At 72.6% G+C, this 14,270-nt stretch carries 16 protein-coding genes; 1 reads left to right on the top strand and 15 read right to left on the bottom strand.

Annotated elements, in window-relative coordinates; all coding sequences use genetic code 11:
* The first annotated feature begins 14 nt into the window (after positions 1–14).
* Positions 15–935, top strand: coding sequence for a sigma factor-like helix-turn-helix DNA-binding protein (locus tag IE311_RS14880; RefSeq protein ID WP_189832139.1), 921 nt, complete (start codon positions 15–17; stop codon positions 933–935).
* Between the two features lie 162 nt (positions 936–1,097).
* Here IE311_RS14880 and IE311_RS14875 read toward each other — a convergent pair whose 3' ends face one another.
* The 15 genes from IE311_RS14875 to IE311_RS14805 form a co-directional block, all read right to left on the bottom strand.
* Positions 1,098–1,721 (bottom strand): pyridoxamine 5'-phosphate oxidase family protein, encoded by a 624-nt coding sequence (locus IE311_RS14875; protein ID WP_189832226.1) that lies wholly within the window; start codon positions 1,719–1,721, stop codon positions 1,098–1,100.
* A 138-nt stretch (positions 1,722–1,859) separates the two neighbouring features.
* Complete coding sequence (locus tag IE311_RS14870; protein WP_229901934.1) at positions 1,860–2,540, bottom strand: 4'-phosphopantetheinyl transferase family protein; 681 nt, start codon at positions 2,538–2,540, stop codon at positions 1,860–1,862.
* Positions 2,541–2,615: 75 nt separating this feature from the next.
* On the bottom strand, positions 2,616–3,935 hold the full coding sequence (locus IE311_RS14865) for an MFS transporter (RefSeq protein WP_189832138.1): 1,320 nt from the start codon (positions 3,933–3,935) through the stop codon (positions 2,616–2,618).
* Positions 3,936–3,969: 34 nt separating this feature from the next.
* Positions 3,970–5,034: a polysaccharide deacetylase family protein gene (locus IE311_RS14860; protein WP_189832137.1), complete on the bottom strand. Its 1,065-nt coding sequence runs from the start codon at positions 5,032–5,034 to the stop codon at positions 3,970–3,972.
* Positions 5,034–6,404 (bottom strand): condensation domain-containing protein, encoded by a 1,371-nt coding sequence (locus IE311_RS14855; RefSeq protein WP_189832136.1) that lies wholly within the window; start codon positions 6,402–6,404, stop codon positions 5,034–5,036. The genes IE311_RS14860 and IE311_RS14855 overlap by 1 nt, the downstream gene beginning before the upstream one ends.
* 165 nt (positions 6,405–6,569) lie before the next feature.
* A complete protein-coding gene (locus tag IE311_RS14850) occupies positions 6,570–7,415 on the bottom strand; it encodes a hypothetical protein (RefSeq protein WP_189832135.1) in 846 nt (281 codons plus the stop codon).
* A complete protein-coding gene (locus IE311_RS14845) occupies positions 7,412–7,678 on the bottom strand; it encodes an acyl carrier protein (RefSeq protein WP_189832134.1) in 267 nt (88 codons plus the stop codon). The genes IE311_RS14850 and IE311_RS14845 overlap by 4 nt, the downstream gene beginning before the upstream one ends.
* Entirely contained in the window at positions 7,675–8,652 is a 978-nt protein-coding gene (locus tag IE311_RS14840; protein WP_189832133.1) for a 3-oxoacyl-[acyl-carrier-protein] synthase III C-terminal domain-containing protein, read from the bottom strand. Before IE311_RS14840 ends, IE311_RS14845 begins: the two co-directional genes overlap by 4 nt.
* The gene (locus IE311_RS14835; RefSeq protein ID WP_189832132.1) at positions 8,652–9,476 is read right to left on the bottom strand and encodes a class I SAM-dependent methyltransferase; all 825 of its coding nucleotides are present in this window, start codon (positions 9,474–9,476) and stop codon (positions 8,652–8,654) included. Before IE311_RS14835 ends, IE311_RS14840 begins: the two co-directional genes overlap by 1 nt.
* A 21-nt stretch (positions 9,477–9,497) precedes the next feature.
* Positions 9,498–9,731, bottom strand: coding sequence for a phosphopantetheine-binding protein (locus IE311_RS14830; RefSeq protein ID WP_024755837.1), 234 nt, complete (start codon positions 9,729–9,731; stop codon positions 9,498–9,500).
* A 10-nt stretch (positions 9,732–9,741) separates the two neighbouring features.
* Positions 9,742–10,161 (bottom strand): holo-ACP synthase, encoded by a 420-nt coding sequence (locus tag IE311_RS14825; RefSeq protein ID WP_189832131.1) that lies wholly within the window; start codon positions 10,159–10,161, stop codon positions 9,742–9,744.
* Entirely contained in the window at positions 10,158–10,997 is an 840-nt protein-coding gene (locus IE311_RS14820) for a class-II aminoacyl-tRNA synthetase family protein (RefSeq protein ID WP_189832130.1), read from the bottom strand. Before IE311_RS14820 ends, IE311_RS14825 begins: the two co-directional genes overlap by 4 nt.
* A complete protein-coding gene (locus IE311_RS14815) occupies positions 10,994–11,866 on the bottom strand; it encodes a diiron oxygenase (RefSeq protein WP_189832129.1) in 873 nt (290 codons plus the stop codon). The genes IE311_RS14820 and IE311_RS14815 overlap by 4 nt, the downstream gene beginning before the upstream one ends.
* 195 nt (positions 11,867–12,061) lie before the next feature.
* Positions 12,062–12,823: a pyridoxamine 5'-phosphate oxidase family protein gene (locus IE311_RS14810; protein WP_189832128.1), complete on the bottom strand. Its 762-nt coding sequence runs from the start codon at positions 12,821–12,823 to the stop codon at positions 12,062–12,064.
* Positions 12,820–13,848, bottom strand: a complete 1,029-nt coding sequence (locus IE311_RS14805) for a LuxR C-terminal-related transcriptional regulator (RefSeq protein ID WP_189832127.1) — start codon at positions 13,846–13,848, stop codon at positions 12,820–12,822. Before IE311_RS14805 ends, IE311_RS14810 begins: the two co-directional genes overlap by 4 nt.
* Positions 13,849–14,270 lie beyond the last annotated feature (422 nt).

Raw genomic sequence — 14,270 nt, 5'->3', positions numbered from 1 at the left:
GGAGGTCACGCCCCGTGGATGAGCACACCGTCCCCGCGCCCCTCTTCGAGGAGCACCGCCCCCGCCTGCGAGCGGTCGCGTACCGCCTCCTCGGCACCTCGGAGGAGGCGGACGAGACGCTGGAGGACGTACGAAGGACCTGGCGGGCCCCGGAGAACCCGAGCGGCCCGCCCCCGGCCGGACCGGGCCGCGCGGCTGTCCCCTCCCCGGACGACCCGACCGAGGCCGTGGCACGCGCCTGCCTGGACCGGCTCCGCGCCCGCGAGACCCACCGCGAACACCCCTGGGACCCTTGGGACCCCTGGGCCTCCGGCGGACCGCCCCGCCCCGGCGGCCCCACCACCGCCGACGGCGCCGCCGACCCCGACGGCCCCACCACCGCCGACGGCCCCGGGGAACGGCCCCTGCCGTCCGCCCTGGACGGACTGACACCCCCGGAACGGCTCGCCTACGTCCTGCACGACGAGTTCTCCGTGCCGTACGAGGAGATAGCCCCGATCATGGACCGGACACCGGCCGCCACCCGGCAGCTGGCGGGCCGGGCCCGCTACCGGCTCCGCGAGGCCGAGGAGATGCCGGAGCCGGACCCGTCGCGCCAGCGGGAGGTCGTCGCGGCCTTCCTCGCGGCCGCGCGGGGCGGCGACACGGCCGCGATGCGGGAGCTCCTCGACCCCGAGGTGGTGCTGCGGGCCGACACCGCGGCCGTACGGGCCGGGGCGGCGGCCGCGCACGGCCCCGGAGCCGTCGCCGAAGCCGTCGCCGACCGGGCGGGCACCGCCAGAAAGGCCCTGGTGGACGGGGCGGCAGGCCTGGCGTGGCCACCGGAGGGCGAGCCGCGGCTCGTCTTCGCCTTCACGGTCCTGGACGACCGGATCACCGCGATCGACGCCCTGTCGGACGCCGACCACCTGAACCGGCTGGAGCTCCGGCTCTGACGGCCCCCGAAAGGCCGAGGGCACCCACCAGCACCACCTGCACTTCCTGCAGCACCTGCAGCACCTGCAGCACCTGCAGCACCTGCAGCACGGCACTCCGTATCCCGCCCGGCGTCACGGATCACCCGCCGGCGGCTCCGGTCACTCCCCGGGCGCCGCGCGTCACTCCCCGAGGACGCGTCCCGCGCGGGACGCCACATGGGCGGGCGGCGTGACATCGGGGGGAAGCACCGGGTCGGTGACCGGGTCGCCGAAGGTGGTCACCACGGGCAGCACCCCGGCCCACAGCCCGAGGGCCGCGTCCTCGGAGTCCCCGTCGTCCGGCGGCCCGCTCCGGGTCTTCACGGAGGCCTCCGTCAGATCGAGCGCGAGCAGCGCGGTCGCGGCCAGTTCCTTGCGGCTGGGCTGCCGTACGTACTCCCACTGCCCGGGGGAACTCTGCTCGGTGAGCGCCCGCAGCCCGCGCAGCTTCTCGTCCGGATCGGTGACCGTGCGGGGGACGCCGTAGATCATCGCGCAGCGGTAGTTGACGCCGTGCTCGAAGACGGAGCGGGCGAGGACGAGCCCGTCGACGTGGGTGACGGTGACGCAGACGGTGGTGTCGGGCGCCCGGACGAGGGTGCGGCTGGCGACGGACCCGTGCAGATACAGCCGGTCGCCCTCGACGCCGTACGCGGTGGGCACCACCATCGTGGTGCCGTCGACGTCGACCCCGAGATGGCAGAGGAACCCGGCGGCGAGCACGGCGTCCAGGTCGGCCCGCCGATGGCTTCCCTTCTCCCGCATCCGGCGCAGCCTGGTCCGTTCGGTGACGACCGGATCGTCGCCGCTGCCGGACGTGACGGTGCCGCTCACATTGCCCCCAGGTTGCTCGAACGCCGTAGATGATCTCCCGGAGTTGTACGACGCGCCGGCCCCCCACCGCTACCGGGGCCCATCTGTCGGAACGGCGGAAGGCTCGGTCCAGGCACAGCCGACCGGTACCGGGTGCCGGTCGCGAGGGGCGCACCAGCGGACCCGCCCCCACGCCTCCGCCCGCTCCCCCGTCGACTCCCCCGCCCGCTCCCCGCTCCACTCCCCGGTCCGCTGTCCGAGCGCGACCGGCACGTTCCAGGGGCGGCCGGACAACCCCGCGCCGAGGGCCTTCACACAGGCCTCCTGGACGGTGAAGATCCAGGCGAACTCCCGTCTGCGGCCGTCCTCGGGCAGGGCGGTCAGCGCCTCGGCGTCGCCGGGCGAGCAGCAGAGCCGCAGCAGCCGGTCGCCGACGGGGGCCGGCGTCTGTACGTCGACGCCGACCTCACGGTTCCCGCCGACGGCCGCGGCGACCCAGCCTCCGGAGTGCGAGAGGCTCACGCCCAGATCGGGGCGGCCGGGGAGGTACGGCCGGCCGCCCGGGCGGGCGGCGACGGGCCCGCCGCGGAGGTCCTCGCCGACCTCCCGCAGCAGGGCCCTCAGCAGGGTCCGCGAGGCGGTGTACTCCAGGGCGCGCCACGGCGGCAGCGCCGCGGCGGGGGCCCGGTCCGCCGGGGCGACGGGCAGGGCGGCGAGGACCTCCTCGCTCCGGCCGACCAGGTAGTGCACGCCCTCGGCGGCCGTGCACACTCCTGCTCCCGGCCGCCACGGCCGCGCTCCCGGCGTCGACGCGCTCACCCGTTCAGGTCCCGGGTCCGGTGCCGCTCAGGCGCGGTCCGGCACACGCCGCAGGGTGCGGATGGGCCGGGCGACGAGGAGGGCGGTGGCGGTGAGGAAGGAGACGACCACACCCACCATGAGCACCTCGTCGGTGCCGAACGCGCCGACGGCGGGACCGGCGAGCGCGCTGCCGATCGGGTACATGCCGACGGAGCCCGCGACCTCGTAGGCGTGGACGCGGTTGAGGACTTCGCCCGGGACCTGGGTCTGGACGCTGGTGGCCCACATGACGCCCCAGACGCCGATACCGATACCGACCGCGACCTGGGCGGCGGCGAGCGCCCAGACCGGCCAGCCGAGCACGATGCCGAGCGGGTAGAGCGGGTAGGCCATCATGGCCACGGCCCCGGCGGCGAGGGGCCGTTGGGGCTTGTAGCGGATCGCGACGAGACCGCCGGCGATGGTGCCGGCGCCCAGCGCGGCGTTGATCAGGCCGAAGGCGCTCGCGCCGTGCTCGGGCACGATGACGCCGGCGGCCACCGAGAGCTGCGGCCCCCAGGAGAGCACCGCGTAGAACATCCAGATCAGGATCACGCCCCAGAGCCAGCTGCGGGAGCGGAACTCCTGCCAGCCGACCACCAGGTTGCGCCACAGGCTCTCGCCGGCCGGCGGGGCGGGCACCGCTCCGAGCCGGAGGACGAACAGACAGATCGCGCTGGTCCCGTAGGCGACGGCGGATATCACCATGACCCAGCCGGTGGACCCGAAGCCGACCAGGGTGCCGGCCAGCGCGGGCCCGCCGAGTCCGGTGATCGCCTCGGAGGTGCGCAGCACCCCGTTGGCGCCCTGGACGTCCCGGGAGACCAGCGGGACGGTCGAGGAGGCGCCCGGCTGGAACAGCGCGTTCGCGGTACCGGCCACCACCAGCAGCGCGTACAGCTGCCACAGATGGTCGATGCCGTGGATGAAGAGAAGGGCGAGCAGGATGTGGGCGGTGAGGTTGGCCAGATCCGCGATGATCATCATCCGGCGGGCGGTGAACCGGTCGGCGAGCACGCCGCCGAACAGCACGAGCCCGGCGAACGGGGCGACCAGGAAGGCCATCGAGTAGCCCGCGGCGTCCAGCCCGTAACCGCCCTTGAGCAGACCGGCCGCGACGGCGACCGGCAGCATGGCCCAGCTCAGCAGGCCCGCGCTGCGGGCGGTGAAGTAGTACCGGAAGTTACGGGTCCAGATCGCCAGCTCGCCCGACGGCGGACCGCCCGGCGCCCCGTCGGCCGGTCCGCGGGGCGGCCCGTCGGGGGGTCCGTCCTTCGTCTGTGGGGACGCCACCTCCGCAGTGTGATCTGCCAGGCGTTCTTCCATGACTGTTCAACCCTTCAGTCGTTGATCGTGCGCTTCATCGGTCGAGTGGCCGCGTGCCGTCGGGGCCGGGAGGCGCGGAGAGGTCCCCCACGGTCACCAGCTCCAGGCCGCGTTCGAGCAGGCCCTCGACGATCGACGGAAGGGCCTGGACGGTCTGGCCCCGGTCGCCGGCGCCCTCGTGCATCAGCACCACCGAGCCCGGCCCGGCGGCCTCCAGGACGGTCGCCGCGATCCGCTCCGGCCCCGGCCGCGACCAGTCGCGGGCGTCCACGTCCCACATCGTCAAGGTGGTCGGATGCCCTTCCAGGGCGGCCAGCACCTCGGGGTTCAGCGCGCCGTACGGCGGCCTGAACCAGGTAGGGCTCTCACCGGTCACCCGGGTCATCAGCTCGGCCGTCCGGTCGATCTGCTCACGCAGCTGGTCCGGCGTCAGGTCGAACAGGAAGGGGTGCGACCAGGAGTGGTTGCCCAGCTCGTGGCCGGCCGCGGCGATCCGGCGCACCTCGTCGGGCAGCGCCGCGACGTGCTGGCCGACGCAGAAGAAGGTCGCCCGGGCGCCGTAGCGCTCCAGGATCTCCAGCACCTGGCGGGTGTGCACCGGGTCGGGGCCGTCGTCGAAGGTGAGCGCGACCTTCGGGGTGTCCCGGCTGCCGTGCTCGAAGCAGCGTCCGGCCGCCGTCAGCGCCGCCAGGATCGGCTCGCCCTGCCGCACGCCCTCGAAGTACTCCTCGGCCCGGCCGGTCAGCGTGCCGCCCTCGGCGGTCACCCGGGCCAGCGCGCCGGGCGCGGTCCTGGCCTGCTCCGCGAGCTGCTCGGCCGGGACGGAGCCGAACCGCGGCCGCTGCGGCAGCAGCCAGGGATCGGCCCGGTACACCTCCAGGCCCGCGGCGGTCATCGGACCGTCCAGCAGACCGTTGGTGCTGTCCAGGACGACGGCCGGGGGCTGCCCACCGTCCAGGCTCCGCAGCCAGGCGATGAGCTCGGCGACCCGGGCGCCGCCCCAGCTGCTCTGCTCCACCACCCGGTGCCCCGCGTCGTCCAGGACCTCGACCCGGTAGCCCTCGTCGGTCCAGGCGATTCCCGCGTACCGCTTGGTCATCAGTCCCCCAGCGCGATCGCCTCGGCGACGATCAGCCGCTCGACCCCGCGCAGGAACGTCTCCATCCCCTCACGGCCGAGGACCGCCGGGTCGGCGGTCATGGCGAGGTCCAGTGCGCCGGGGGCGGTCAGCACGTCCACGGCCACCGAGACGTTCTTGCGGGGCAGGAACTCCGTCGGCCAGCTCAGCTCGGTCCCGCCGATGAGCTCACTGAGCGGGGCCCGCGGCTGCTCGACGGTGTCGAACGGCCCCACGCCCGGGTCGCGGGTGTCGTTCCACCAGTACGAGTGGTCCGCCGCCTCGCCCTTCTCCACGAGCAGCGCCACCTCCCGGTCCAGCGCCCACTTGTCGTACGCGGCATGGCGGAACGCGGCGAACGCGACGGACCGGGTCCGCCGCACCGCGTCCGCGAAGTCCCGGTCCGCGTCCGTGAGACGGAACAGGGCCTCCTGCGCCACCGTGCTGACCGACGCGGCGGCGGCCGGCTGGAAGCGGTTGCCCACGACCACCTGGAACAGCACGTCGCTGCTCCCGGACATCCTGGCCAGCTGGTGCGAGGTCGCCCCCAGCAGCACCGCGGCGTCGCTGACCTCCAGCTCCGCCGCCACCCGCCCGACGGCGACGGCCAGCGCGGGCGAGCGCAGCAGCGCGTTGGGGAACATCCGGTGCGGATCATCCGCGAGTTCCGGCGCCGCGGGCTCCCGGAAGATCTGCCGGGGGCCGGCGGTCAGCTGCTCGGACCAGTAGCGGCGGGCCGCCTCGTCCCGGCGGCGGCCGAGCGGCGACGCCTGGAGCTCGGCGGCCTCCAGGGGCTGCTGGGAGGGGCGCGAACCGCGCAGCGACTCGGCGGTCTCCCCCGACCGGATCGCCTCCAGGTCGCGGAGCAGCCGGCCGAGGCCCCAGTAGTCCATCCCGGTGTGCGCCCCGGCCAGGATCAGCCGGTGGACCAGACCCTCGGACTCCACCAGACCGACCCTCAGGGGCCACTCGCGCGTGTGGTCGAAGGAGCGGCCCGCCAGCTCCTTGAGCAGGCTCGCGCCGACCTCCGCGGCCTGCGCCACCGAGGTCGTCCTGATCTCCACGGGGAGCTCGCCGCTGCCGTCGACGACCTGCTCCAGACCGTCCTCGCCGGCCGGCAGGAACCTGGTGTGCAGGCTGTCGTGGAGCAGGAGCAGCTCCGTCAGGTCCGCGAGGACCAGGGGGACGGGGCGGGGCGGGGTGAGGGGGAGGTCGACCGGCAGGTTGTACCGGGGGGCGTCGTCACCGAGCCGGGTGACGACCCCCCAGATCGCCCGCTGCCCCCAGGTCGCCGGGCCTGTCCCGGCCCTCGCGGAGTCCAGCCTGATGGTCCGCTGCTCAGCCGTGGTCATCGTCTTCAAACTTCCCTTCGGTTGCCATGTCGGATGTCTGTCGGAGCCGGGCCGAACGCGCGGGGGCGAGCCCGGTGTCCGTCACGGCGCGGGCCGTGACGGATGCCGTGCTCGCCCCTCGGCCGGCCGTGGCGGGCGCGGTGCCCGCACCCGGCCGCCGGGCGGTTACCCCTCGCCGTGGGCGAAGAGCGCCACATGGCTGCGGCCGGAGCGCGGATCCGTGTCGCAGAGGACGATCCGCCGGTACGTCCGCTGCCACTCCTGCCAGTGGTCGGCCAGCTCCAGCCAGACGCTGGTGCAGTAGCTGCCCGGAGCCACCCGGTGCACCGCGCCGTGCTCCGGGACGTCCTCGGCGACCCAGGGCCCGAGGACCAGCAGGGTGCCGTCCCCCCCGAGGACCCGGCCCGGGGCGTCCCCGCCGAAGTCCCCGCTCAGGACGGCCTCGTCGAGGGCGGCCGCCGCCGACGCGGCCGAGCGCGCCCGGGCGAACCGCAGACCGGGCCCGGTGGAGGCGCCGAGGACCAGCGCCGCCGCCGAGTCGACCAGCGGGGTCTCCTGGACCAGCGGGAAGGCCGTCGGCAGGGTCGTCTGTTCGAGCACCGCGACGACCACCTCCGCGGCCCGCCCCGCACGGTGGTACGCCGAGGCGATCCGGAGCGCCGTGAAGGGTGCCGCCAGACCCTGCTCGGCGATCGCGAAGTTGGTCGCCAGACCGCCGAGGCGGTCGGTCAGATGCGGCGCGACGGCGGTGAACGGCACCACGTCCGGGAGGGCGTGGGTGACGATCAGCAGCTCCGGCCGGCTCCGGCCGACGCCCTCGTCGGCGACGAGCAGGTCCGCGAGGTCCCGGTGGTGGACGTGCGCGCCACGGGCCAGCAGCTCCTCGTCCGGCTTCTCGCCGAAGGGAGTGAGCAGGTCGCGGTAGTAGTCGAGCGCGGCCGGGGTGGTGCCGGAGGCGCGGCCCTCCGGCGAGCGCACCGAGGCGGCGGCCCGGACGGCGAGTCCGCTCATGACGTGCCCTCCGCTTCGCGGATCGCGGCCTCGACGTAGTCGGCGAAGGACCGCATGGTCCGCAGGTGGTCGATGTCCAGCTTCTCGGGGTCGATCGAGATCCCGGTCGCCTCCTCGACGGTCATCAGCATCCCCAGGACGGCGAGGGAGTCGAGCTGCAGCTCGTCGAAGAGCGCGGTCTCCTCGTTGAGTCCGCTGATCGGCCGCTCCAGGACCTCGCTGAGCGCCTTCTCGATCGTGAGCAGCACTTCCTGACGGCTCATCGGGGCTCCCCTCCCGCCCTGTGGGTGACCACCATCGCGCCGAAGGTGGCGCCCAGGCCGACGGAGACCAGCAGGTAGTGCGCCCCGTCCACCAGGCGGCCGGCGTCCCGCAGCGTCGTGTAGTTGACGAAGACGTCCGCGGCGAAGGTGTGGCTGAAGCGCGGGACGTTGTCCAGGAAGACCTTCTCCGGCGCCACCTCCAGCTCCTTGATGGTCTGCCGCCAGGCCAGCTTGTTGACGTTGTGCGGGATGACCAGGTCGACCTCGTCGAGCGTCAGCCCCGCCTCCGTCAGCGCCTGGTGGATGACCTCGGAGATCCGCTTGCCGTACTGCTCCCCGAACTCGGTGTTCTGCTCGGCGGTCAGCTCCAGCCACTGGGCGTACTCGCCCAGGGTCCGGGTGGCGAAGGAGCGGACCACGTCGCCGTCGCCGTCCAGGGTGATCAGGCAGGAGGCGGCGGCGTCGGCCATGATCGAGGTGTTGGGGACGAGCTGGACCATCGGCGAGTACGCCTGCTCGCCGGTGACCATGAGGGCGTACGCGCCCTCCGTGCCCTCCGCGCGGAGCAGTTCGCCGAGCACCTCGATGGCGCCGAGGCTGCTGACACAGGCCTGGTGGCTGAGGCCGAAGGACTCGGTCCCGGTGAGGCCGAGGTCCTCGGTCACCACCTGGGCGATGTCCACGTCGGCCGGGGCCACCGCCTGGGTGACATGGGCGTACGCCAGGTAGTCCACCCGGCCGCCCTCGGGGAGGGCGGCCAGGGCGCCCCGCGCGGCCGGGCGCAGCAGGTCGATCAGCGGAAGCTCGGGGTCGAAGCGCAGCGTGTCCAGTCCGTAGAACTTCCGGAACACGCCGAGTTCGGCCCGTCGCAGGCCCAGCCGCTCGCCCAGCTCCTCGATCCGCACGCTGCGCTCGGGCAGGTACGACTCGATCCGCTCCAGGGTGATCCGGCGGTCCGTGGTCGGCTGACTCATCAGGTCGTCACGACCTCGGCGCGGATCAGCCACAGCCGGTTGGCGCCGCGGCGGTCCCTCGGCTGGACCTCGTACGGCCAGCGGCCCTCGCCGGCGCCGGGCTGGCCGGGCTCGCGCAGGTCGGTGGTCTTCCAGCCGTTGGCGGTGAGGAACTCCTCGGGCTCGTCGGTGCCGAAGATCCACGGCGTGCCGTCGGCGGCGAGGTTGTCCAGGAAGCGCTTCGAGAACGGGCTGCGCAGCAGGGCGCGCCCGAGGATGTCGAAGGCGAGGTGGCTGCCGGGGGCCGAGGCGGAGGCGAGCAGCCGCAGCAGGCCGGCGGCCTGGTCGTCGGTGAGGAAGAAGGTCAGCGCCTCGGCGACCCACAGGGTCGGGCGGTCGCGGTCGAAGCCGGCGGCCTCCAGGGCGGGCAGCCACTCCTGGGTGAGGTCGGCGGAGACCTCGCGCCGGTCGGTGCGCGGTTCGGCCCCGAGGGCCGCGAGCCGGCGGCGCTTCTCGGCGATCAGGAGGGCGTGGTCGACCTCGTAGAGCTCGATGCCGTCCGGCCAGTCGAGCCGGTACGCGCGGGTGTCCATGCCGGCCGCGATCAGGACCACCTGCTGGATCCCGCTCTCGGCGAGGACGGTCTTGATGGCGTCGTCGAGGAACCGGGTCCGGATGGAGATGAACGGCAGCAGGCCGCCGCCGGCGTAGCGCTCGATCAGCTCGAAGCCCCTGGGCGCGGCCAGGTCCTTGGCCAGCGGGTCGACGAAGAGGGCGTCCTCCCGCTCGGACTCCTGTGCGCGGGCCGCGGCCATCCACTGTGCGGTGTACGAGACTGCATCCATGGTGAAGATCCCTCCTCGGGATCAGGCGAAGAACGCCTTCTCGATGGTCGCGAGGGTCTGGAAGTCCTCGATGTCGATGTTGTCGAAGTCGATCTCGACGCCCGCGGCGTCCTCGATGGTGTAGACGAGCTCGACGAAGGCGAGCGAGTCGACCAGACGGCTCTCGATGAGGTCGACGTCGGCGGCGAGCTCGGTGCGCTCGGGGTGACGGCCGAGGATCCAGTCCCGGACCTTGTCGATACCTGCGGAACTCATGGCATTCCCTTCAGAGTCGCTGTTCCAGCGAGTTGGGGTGTTCGAGAGAGGTGGAGGCGGCCGCGACGGCGATCGCGAAGCCGGCGTCGTGGCTGATGCTGACGTCGATCGGGCCGAGCCCGGCGTCGCGGGCCAGTTCGGCGGCCCTGCCGGAGAGTCGGACCCCGGGCCGGCCGCCGGGCCCGCGCAGGACCTCGATGCCCTGCCAGGGGACCGGTCGTCCGACGGCGCCGAGGAGTTTGAAGACGGCCTCCTTGGCGGCGAGCCGGCCGGCGATCCCGGCCCGGTCGGGTTCGCCGTCCGGGGTCCTGGACACGGTCAGCTCCTCGGCGGAGAGGTACCGCCTCAGCAGCGGCCCGATACCGGGATCCAGCAGCTCGCCGACCCGGGAGATCGGCACGAGGTCGACGCCGATCAGGGGCTGGGTCACGACGGGTCGGCGGCGGCGCGTACGGCGGTCAGCGCGGCGTCGAGGTCTCCGTCGAAGTGCTCGGTGAGCACGGCGAGCCAGCGCTCGAGTCCGAAGGCCACACAGGAGGTGTAGGCGTGCTCGCCGGACTCCAGCCGGATGCCGCACCGCTCGCCGAAGAAGTTGCGGTGGGTGTTGACCGAGGCGATGGCCAGGTCGTCGCCGTACTGGAACTCGTACTTGACCGGGCTGAGCTTCTGCAGCAGGGCGCGGCCGTTGTCGTTGCGGAAGAACGGGTCACCGGCCGGGACCTTGGCCAGGTCGACCCCGAGCGCGGCGGCGAAGGCCTGGATCCGCTCGGTGAACCGGGCCAGCACCTGCTGGGTGTGCTCGAAGCTGCCGATGGCGACGATCTCGCGCATCTGGAAGCTGGCGAGGCGGCGCAGCCCGCCGTAGTGGTCCTCGTTGCGGAAGCAGCGGTTGACCAGGGTCACCAGGGTGTCGTCGGCGACCTGGTTCCCCTCGTGGAAGAGGTACGCGCCGTAGCAGGTGGCGTGCGGCAGTCCGTAGCGCGCCTCGGTCACCGCGCCCGGTCCGAACCTGCCGTCGACCGGCTTGAACTGGTCGTCCGTCAGGTCGAGCGAGCCGGCCACCCAGGCGAGCTGCGGGAAGTTGGTGTAGACGTCGAACTTCTCCAGGTCGGTCACCGGGAAGAGCGGCGGGGCGCTGATCTCCTCGGCGCCGGCCGTCACGCCCCAGCCGGTGAAGACCCGGTCGAGCTCCTTGACGAGCCGGGTGGACCCCGGCCCGAGGATGGCGAGTGCGGGTGCGCCGTCGCTTCCGGTCAGGCGGTTCATCGGATGAGCCCCGTCTTCTCGAGGTACTTGGCGGTCTTGCGGAAGGTGCGCAGCTCGGCCTCGGCGCGGGCCGGCGATTCCATCAGGGCCCGGCGCAGCTCGTGCGGCCGCTCCAGACCGGCGTCGCGGTAGACCTGCGGGTGGTAGAGCGAGTCGAAGCTGTGCTTCAGGTAGCGGCGGAGATAGGTGGAGACCTCGTCCAGTTCCTGTTCCGTCGCGGTCTGCTTCAGGTCCTGGTAGAGCAGGTCGACGAGTTCACGGCCGAAGGCGATGTGCCGGGACTCGTCCTGGTGGTGGATCCGGTTGATGCCGCGGATGGTCTCGTGGAGCCGCTCGTCCGCGGCCATCTTCGAGTTGAAGTGGTCGACCAGCTCTTCGAAGATCAGGATGCGGGCGAAGACCAGCAGGCTCTGGATCTTCTCCGAGGGGACGGCCGCCTCCGCGCCGCCGGCCGGCTGGCGGTAGATCTTCCCGCCGTACCGGAGGCAGAATTCGGCAAAGAACCACATGTGCTCGTTCTCTTCACCGATGAAATGGTGGAAGAACTCCGAAGGGGTTTCGAAACCGGCGGTGTGAATCCGGCCGACCACCTCGATGAGCAGTTCCCGGATACCGTGCACATTGAGGCTGTAGAAATTGATGCTCTCATGCTTGGAAAGCGCGTGGAGCTGCTGCGGAGTGAGCGACTCGGCCCATTCCGTCCCGTATGTGGTGGTGAGCTCGGGGCTCATCCACCACATGTCCTCGGGGAGTCGGTCCGGCCACTCGAACAGCCGGTACGGGTTGTAGTAGTCGTCGATCGACTTGGTGGCGAGTCGGTCCAGAATTCCCCGGAACCGATCGTTTCGGTCGATCACGTCGCTGACCATCGCGCGATGTCTCCGTTCGCTTCGGGTGGCCCTTTGCTGACTCCAGTAAAGGATTCCCGAGCGAGTTTTCTCAATGACCGGAACCGGCTGCCGAATGCGGCCAGCGGCCAGGTCGGCGCAAATCGGGATCGGTGCGCCGACCTGCCTCGATGACCGGAACCGGCTGCCGATTCCGGTCATCGCGACGGACGGGCGTCAGGCCTCTCGGGGGACGTGCCGGGCAGCCGCGTCCGGCCTGAGATCGTCGTGGTGGGCCTCGTGGTGGGCCTCGCGTTGGGTCTCGTGTTGGGCTTCGTGGTGGGCTTCGTGGTGGGCTTCGTGGTGGGCGCCGCCGCGACGGACGGCGAGTTCCGCGCGCAGGGCGGTGTTCTCCTGCTCCAGCCGCGCGAGGCGCTCGCGGATCGGGCTCAGCGCCTCGGAGAGCTCGCGTTCGCTGAAGCGGGGGGTGATGTGGTTGGGGCAGTTCCAGGCGAAGGCCTCGACCCGGATGGTGACGAGCTGCTCGACGGTGCCGTCGGTCCGTGGCGAGTCCAGCCGGGCGGCCAGCTCGGGATCCTCGTCGACCGGTACGGCGGTGGCGTGGCCGAACAGCTTGAGGCGGGTCTGCCGGGCCTGGTCGAGGAAGAACAGCGCGACCCGGTCGTCGGCCCGCACATTGCCGGTGGTGATGTACTGCCGGTTTCCCCGGACGTCCAGATAGCCGAGGGTGTGCGCGTCCAGGACGTGGACGAACCCCGCCGGCCCGCCCCGGAACTGGATGTACGGCCAGCCCGTCTCGCCCACACTGGCGAACAGGAACCCGTCGAGGCTCCGGATGAACGCGGCGGCGTTGGCGTCGAGCGGCACGGCCTCCTCGGCCGCTTGCCCCAGCCGGCGGTCCGCCGCCGAGGCGCTGCCCATCTGCTGCTGGACCCGGCGCACCGACGAGGTGTACGCGAGGTGGTCGTACCGGCTCATGCGGCGCTCCTCAGGGCGGGGTCGACCAGGCCGGTACGGGCGGCCAGCACACCGGCCTGGAAGCGGCTGGTGGCGGAGAGGTCCTGCATGATCGTGGCCACATGACGGCGGAGTGTCCGCTCGGACATGCCCACGCGGCGCGCGATCACCTCGTCCTTGGCACCCGAGGCGAGCAGGTCGAGCAGGGTGGCCTTGAGGTCCTCCAGCGTCCCGGCGTAACCGGCCGCGCCGGAGTCGAAGTCGAAGGCGGACTCCCAGGCCCGGGCGTGCAGTCCGGCGAGGAAGGACGCGACCGCGCCCTCGTAGACGACGGCGATCGCCTCGCCCTCGCCGGCCGGGATGAAGGCCGTCTTCCGGTCGAAGACCAGGAAGCGGTCGCGCACCTCGTTGGTGGTGCGCACCTGGCCCCCGGCGGGGAGGAGTTCGCCCAGGTGGGCGCGGGTGACGGAGTCGCCGCGGGCGGTGTGGGGGTAGAGGATCCTCGCCTGCGCCCCGCGGCGTAACGCCTCCAGGACCAGAGGACGGGCCAGCCGCAGCTCATGGGTCTCCCTGGCCACACAGGGCTGCATCACCAGGACCTCCTCGGTGCAGCCCTGGGCTGCCTCGAGCAGCCGGAGCTCGATCTCCTCCTGGTCGTCGGTGATCACCACCGACTCCGCACGGTTCCTGGTCTGCTTCTCGAACGCCGCCACGAAGGAGTTCAGCTGGCCCTTGAATCCCGCGAGTCGGCGACGACTGTCAAGGATCTCCCGCTCCAGCGGAACCAGCAGCTCCATCTGGGCGGCCTCCGGACTGACCGCGACCAACCGGTCCACCACCCCCTCCGCCGGTTTGACCAGGCGCAGTTCGCGCAGCACGCAGACGGCCTGCTCCGCACGCTGCCGGGGTACGCCCAGCTCGTCGGCGATCCCGGATGGGCAGAAGTCCGCCCGCCCCAGGGTGCGTTCGTAGAACGCCACCGCGAACTCGTCGAGCTCTGCGGGGCAAGGGGCTTCCTGGCGTGGGGTCTGTGCCTCGAATTCCATCGTCACCTCGTTCTGATCGCACGGATGCTGTGGGCATGGGGCATGACCGAAGGAGAGGCGGCCCGGAACGCGCCCCGCACGGACGCCGGCGTCTGCCACCGTGAGCTGTGGCAACGTGTCACCTCATGAATCGGCACGGAGAACGGCCTTGCGGTGCGGCCCCACCGTACGGACCCGGGCTGGTCGGGCTCCTACAGCCGGACCAGAGGACGGGAAGCACCGGAATCGCCGCCGCCGGCCGCCCGTAGGGGTGCTGACCTATGGTTCTGCCGGTCGCCGTCGCCCGCCCCGGAAGAACCGGCAGAACTGGCGCAACTGCCGGAGGAGTTGTCCTTCCGCCGGGGCGCGCGGGGGGGGTGGGGGCGGTGGCTGGGCGGGCGGGCGGGCGGTCGGGACCCAGGAGGCGGAGGGCCGGCCGGAGG

Source organism: Streptomyces zaomyceticus (assembly GCF_014656215.1).
Lineage (GTDB): Bacteria > Actinomycetota > Actinomycetes > Streptomycetales > Streptomycetaceae > Streptomyces > Streptomyces zaomyceticus.
The sequence above is the reverse complement of the archived record's forward strand: the minus strand, read 5'-3'. Positions and strand labels throughout refer to the sequence as shown.

What these genes read in the sequence shown, in the direction of transcription:
- IE311_RS14875 (WP_189832226.1), bottom strand. Translation starts at nt 1,721, where the DNA reads ATGCGGGAGAAGGGAAGCCATCGGCGGGCCGACCTGGACGCCGTGCTC.
- IE311_RS14865 (WP_189832138.1), bottom strand. Translation starts at nt 3,935, where the DNA reads ATGGAAGAACGCCTGGCAGATCACACTGCGGAGGTGGCGTCCCCACAG.
- IE311_RS14860 (WP_189832137.1), bottom strand. Translation starts at nt 5,034, where the DNA reads ATGACCAAGCGGTACGCGGGAATCGCCTGGACCGACGAGGGCTACCGG.
- IE311_RS14855 (WP_189832136.1), bottom strand. Translation starts at nt 6,404, where the DNA reads ATGACCACGGCTGAGCAGCGGACCATCAGGCTGGACTCCGCGAGGGCC.
- IE311_RS14850 (WP_189832135.1), bottom strand. Translation starts at nt 7,415, where the DNA reads ATGAGCGGACTCGCCGTCCGGGCCGCCGCCTCGGTGCGCTCGCCGGAG.
- IE311_RS14845 (WP_189832134.1), bottom strand. Translation starts at nt 7,678, where the DNA reads ATGAGCCGTCAGGAAGTGCTGCTCACGATCGAGAAGGCGCTCAGCGAG.
- IE311_RS14840 (WP_189832133.1), bottom strand. Translation starts at nt 8,652, where the DNA reads ATGAGTCAGCCGACCACGGACCGCCGGATCACCCTGGAGCGGATCGAG.
- IE311_RS14835 (WP_189832132.1), bottom strand. Translation starts at nt 9,476, where the DNA reads ATGGATGCAGTCTCGTACACCGCACAGTGGATGGCCGCGGCCCGCGCA.
- IE311_RS14830 (WP_024755837.1), bottom strand. Translation starts at nt 9,731, where the DNA reads ATGAGTTCCGCAGGTATCGACAAGGTCCGGGACTGGATCCTCGGCCGT.
- IE311_RS14820 (WP_189832130.1), bottom strand. Translation starts at nt 10,997, where the DNA reads ATGAACCGCCTGACCGGAAGCGACGGCGCACCCGCACTCGCCATCCTC.
- IE311_RS14815 (WP_189832129.1), bottom strand. Translation starts at nt 11,866, where the DNA reads ATGGTCAGCGACGTGATCGACCGAAACGATCGGTTCCGGGGAATTCTG.
- IE311_RS14810 (WP_189832128.1), bottom strand. Translation starts at nt 12,823, where the DNA reads ATGAGCCGGTACGACCACCTCGCGTACACCTCGTCGGTGCGCCGGGTC.
- IE311_RS14805 (WP_189832127.1), bottom strand. Translation starts at nt 13,848, where the DNA reads ATGGAATTCGAGGCACAGACCCCACGCCAGGAAGCCCCTTGCCCCGCA.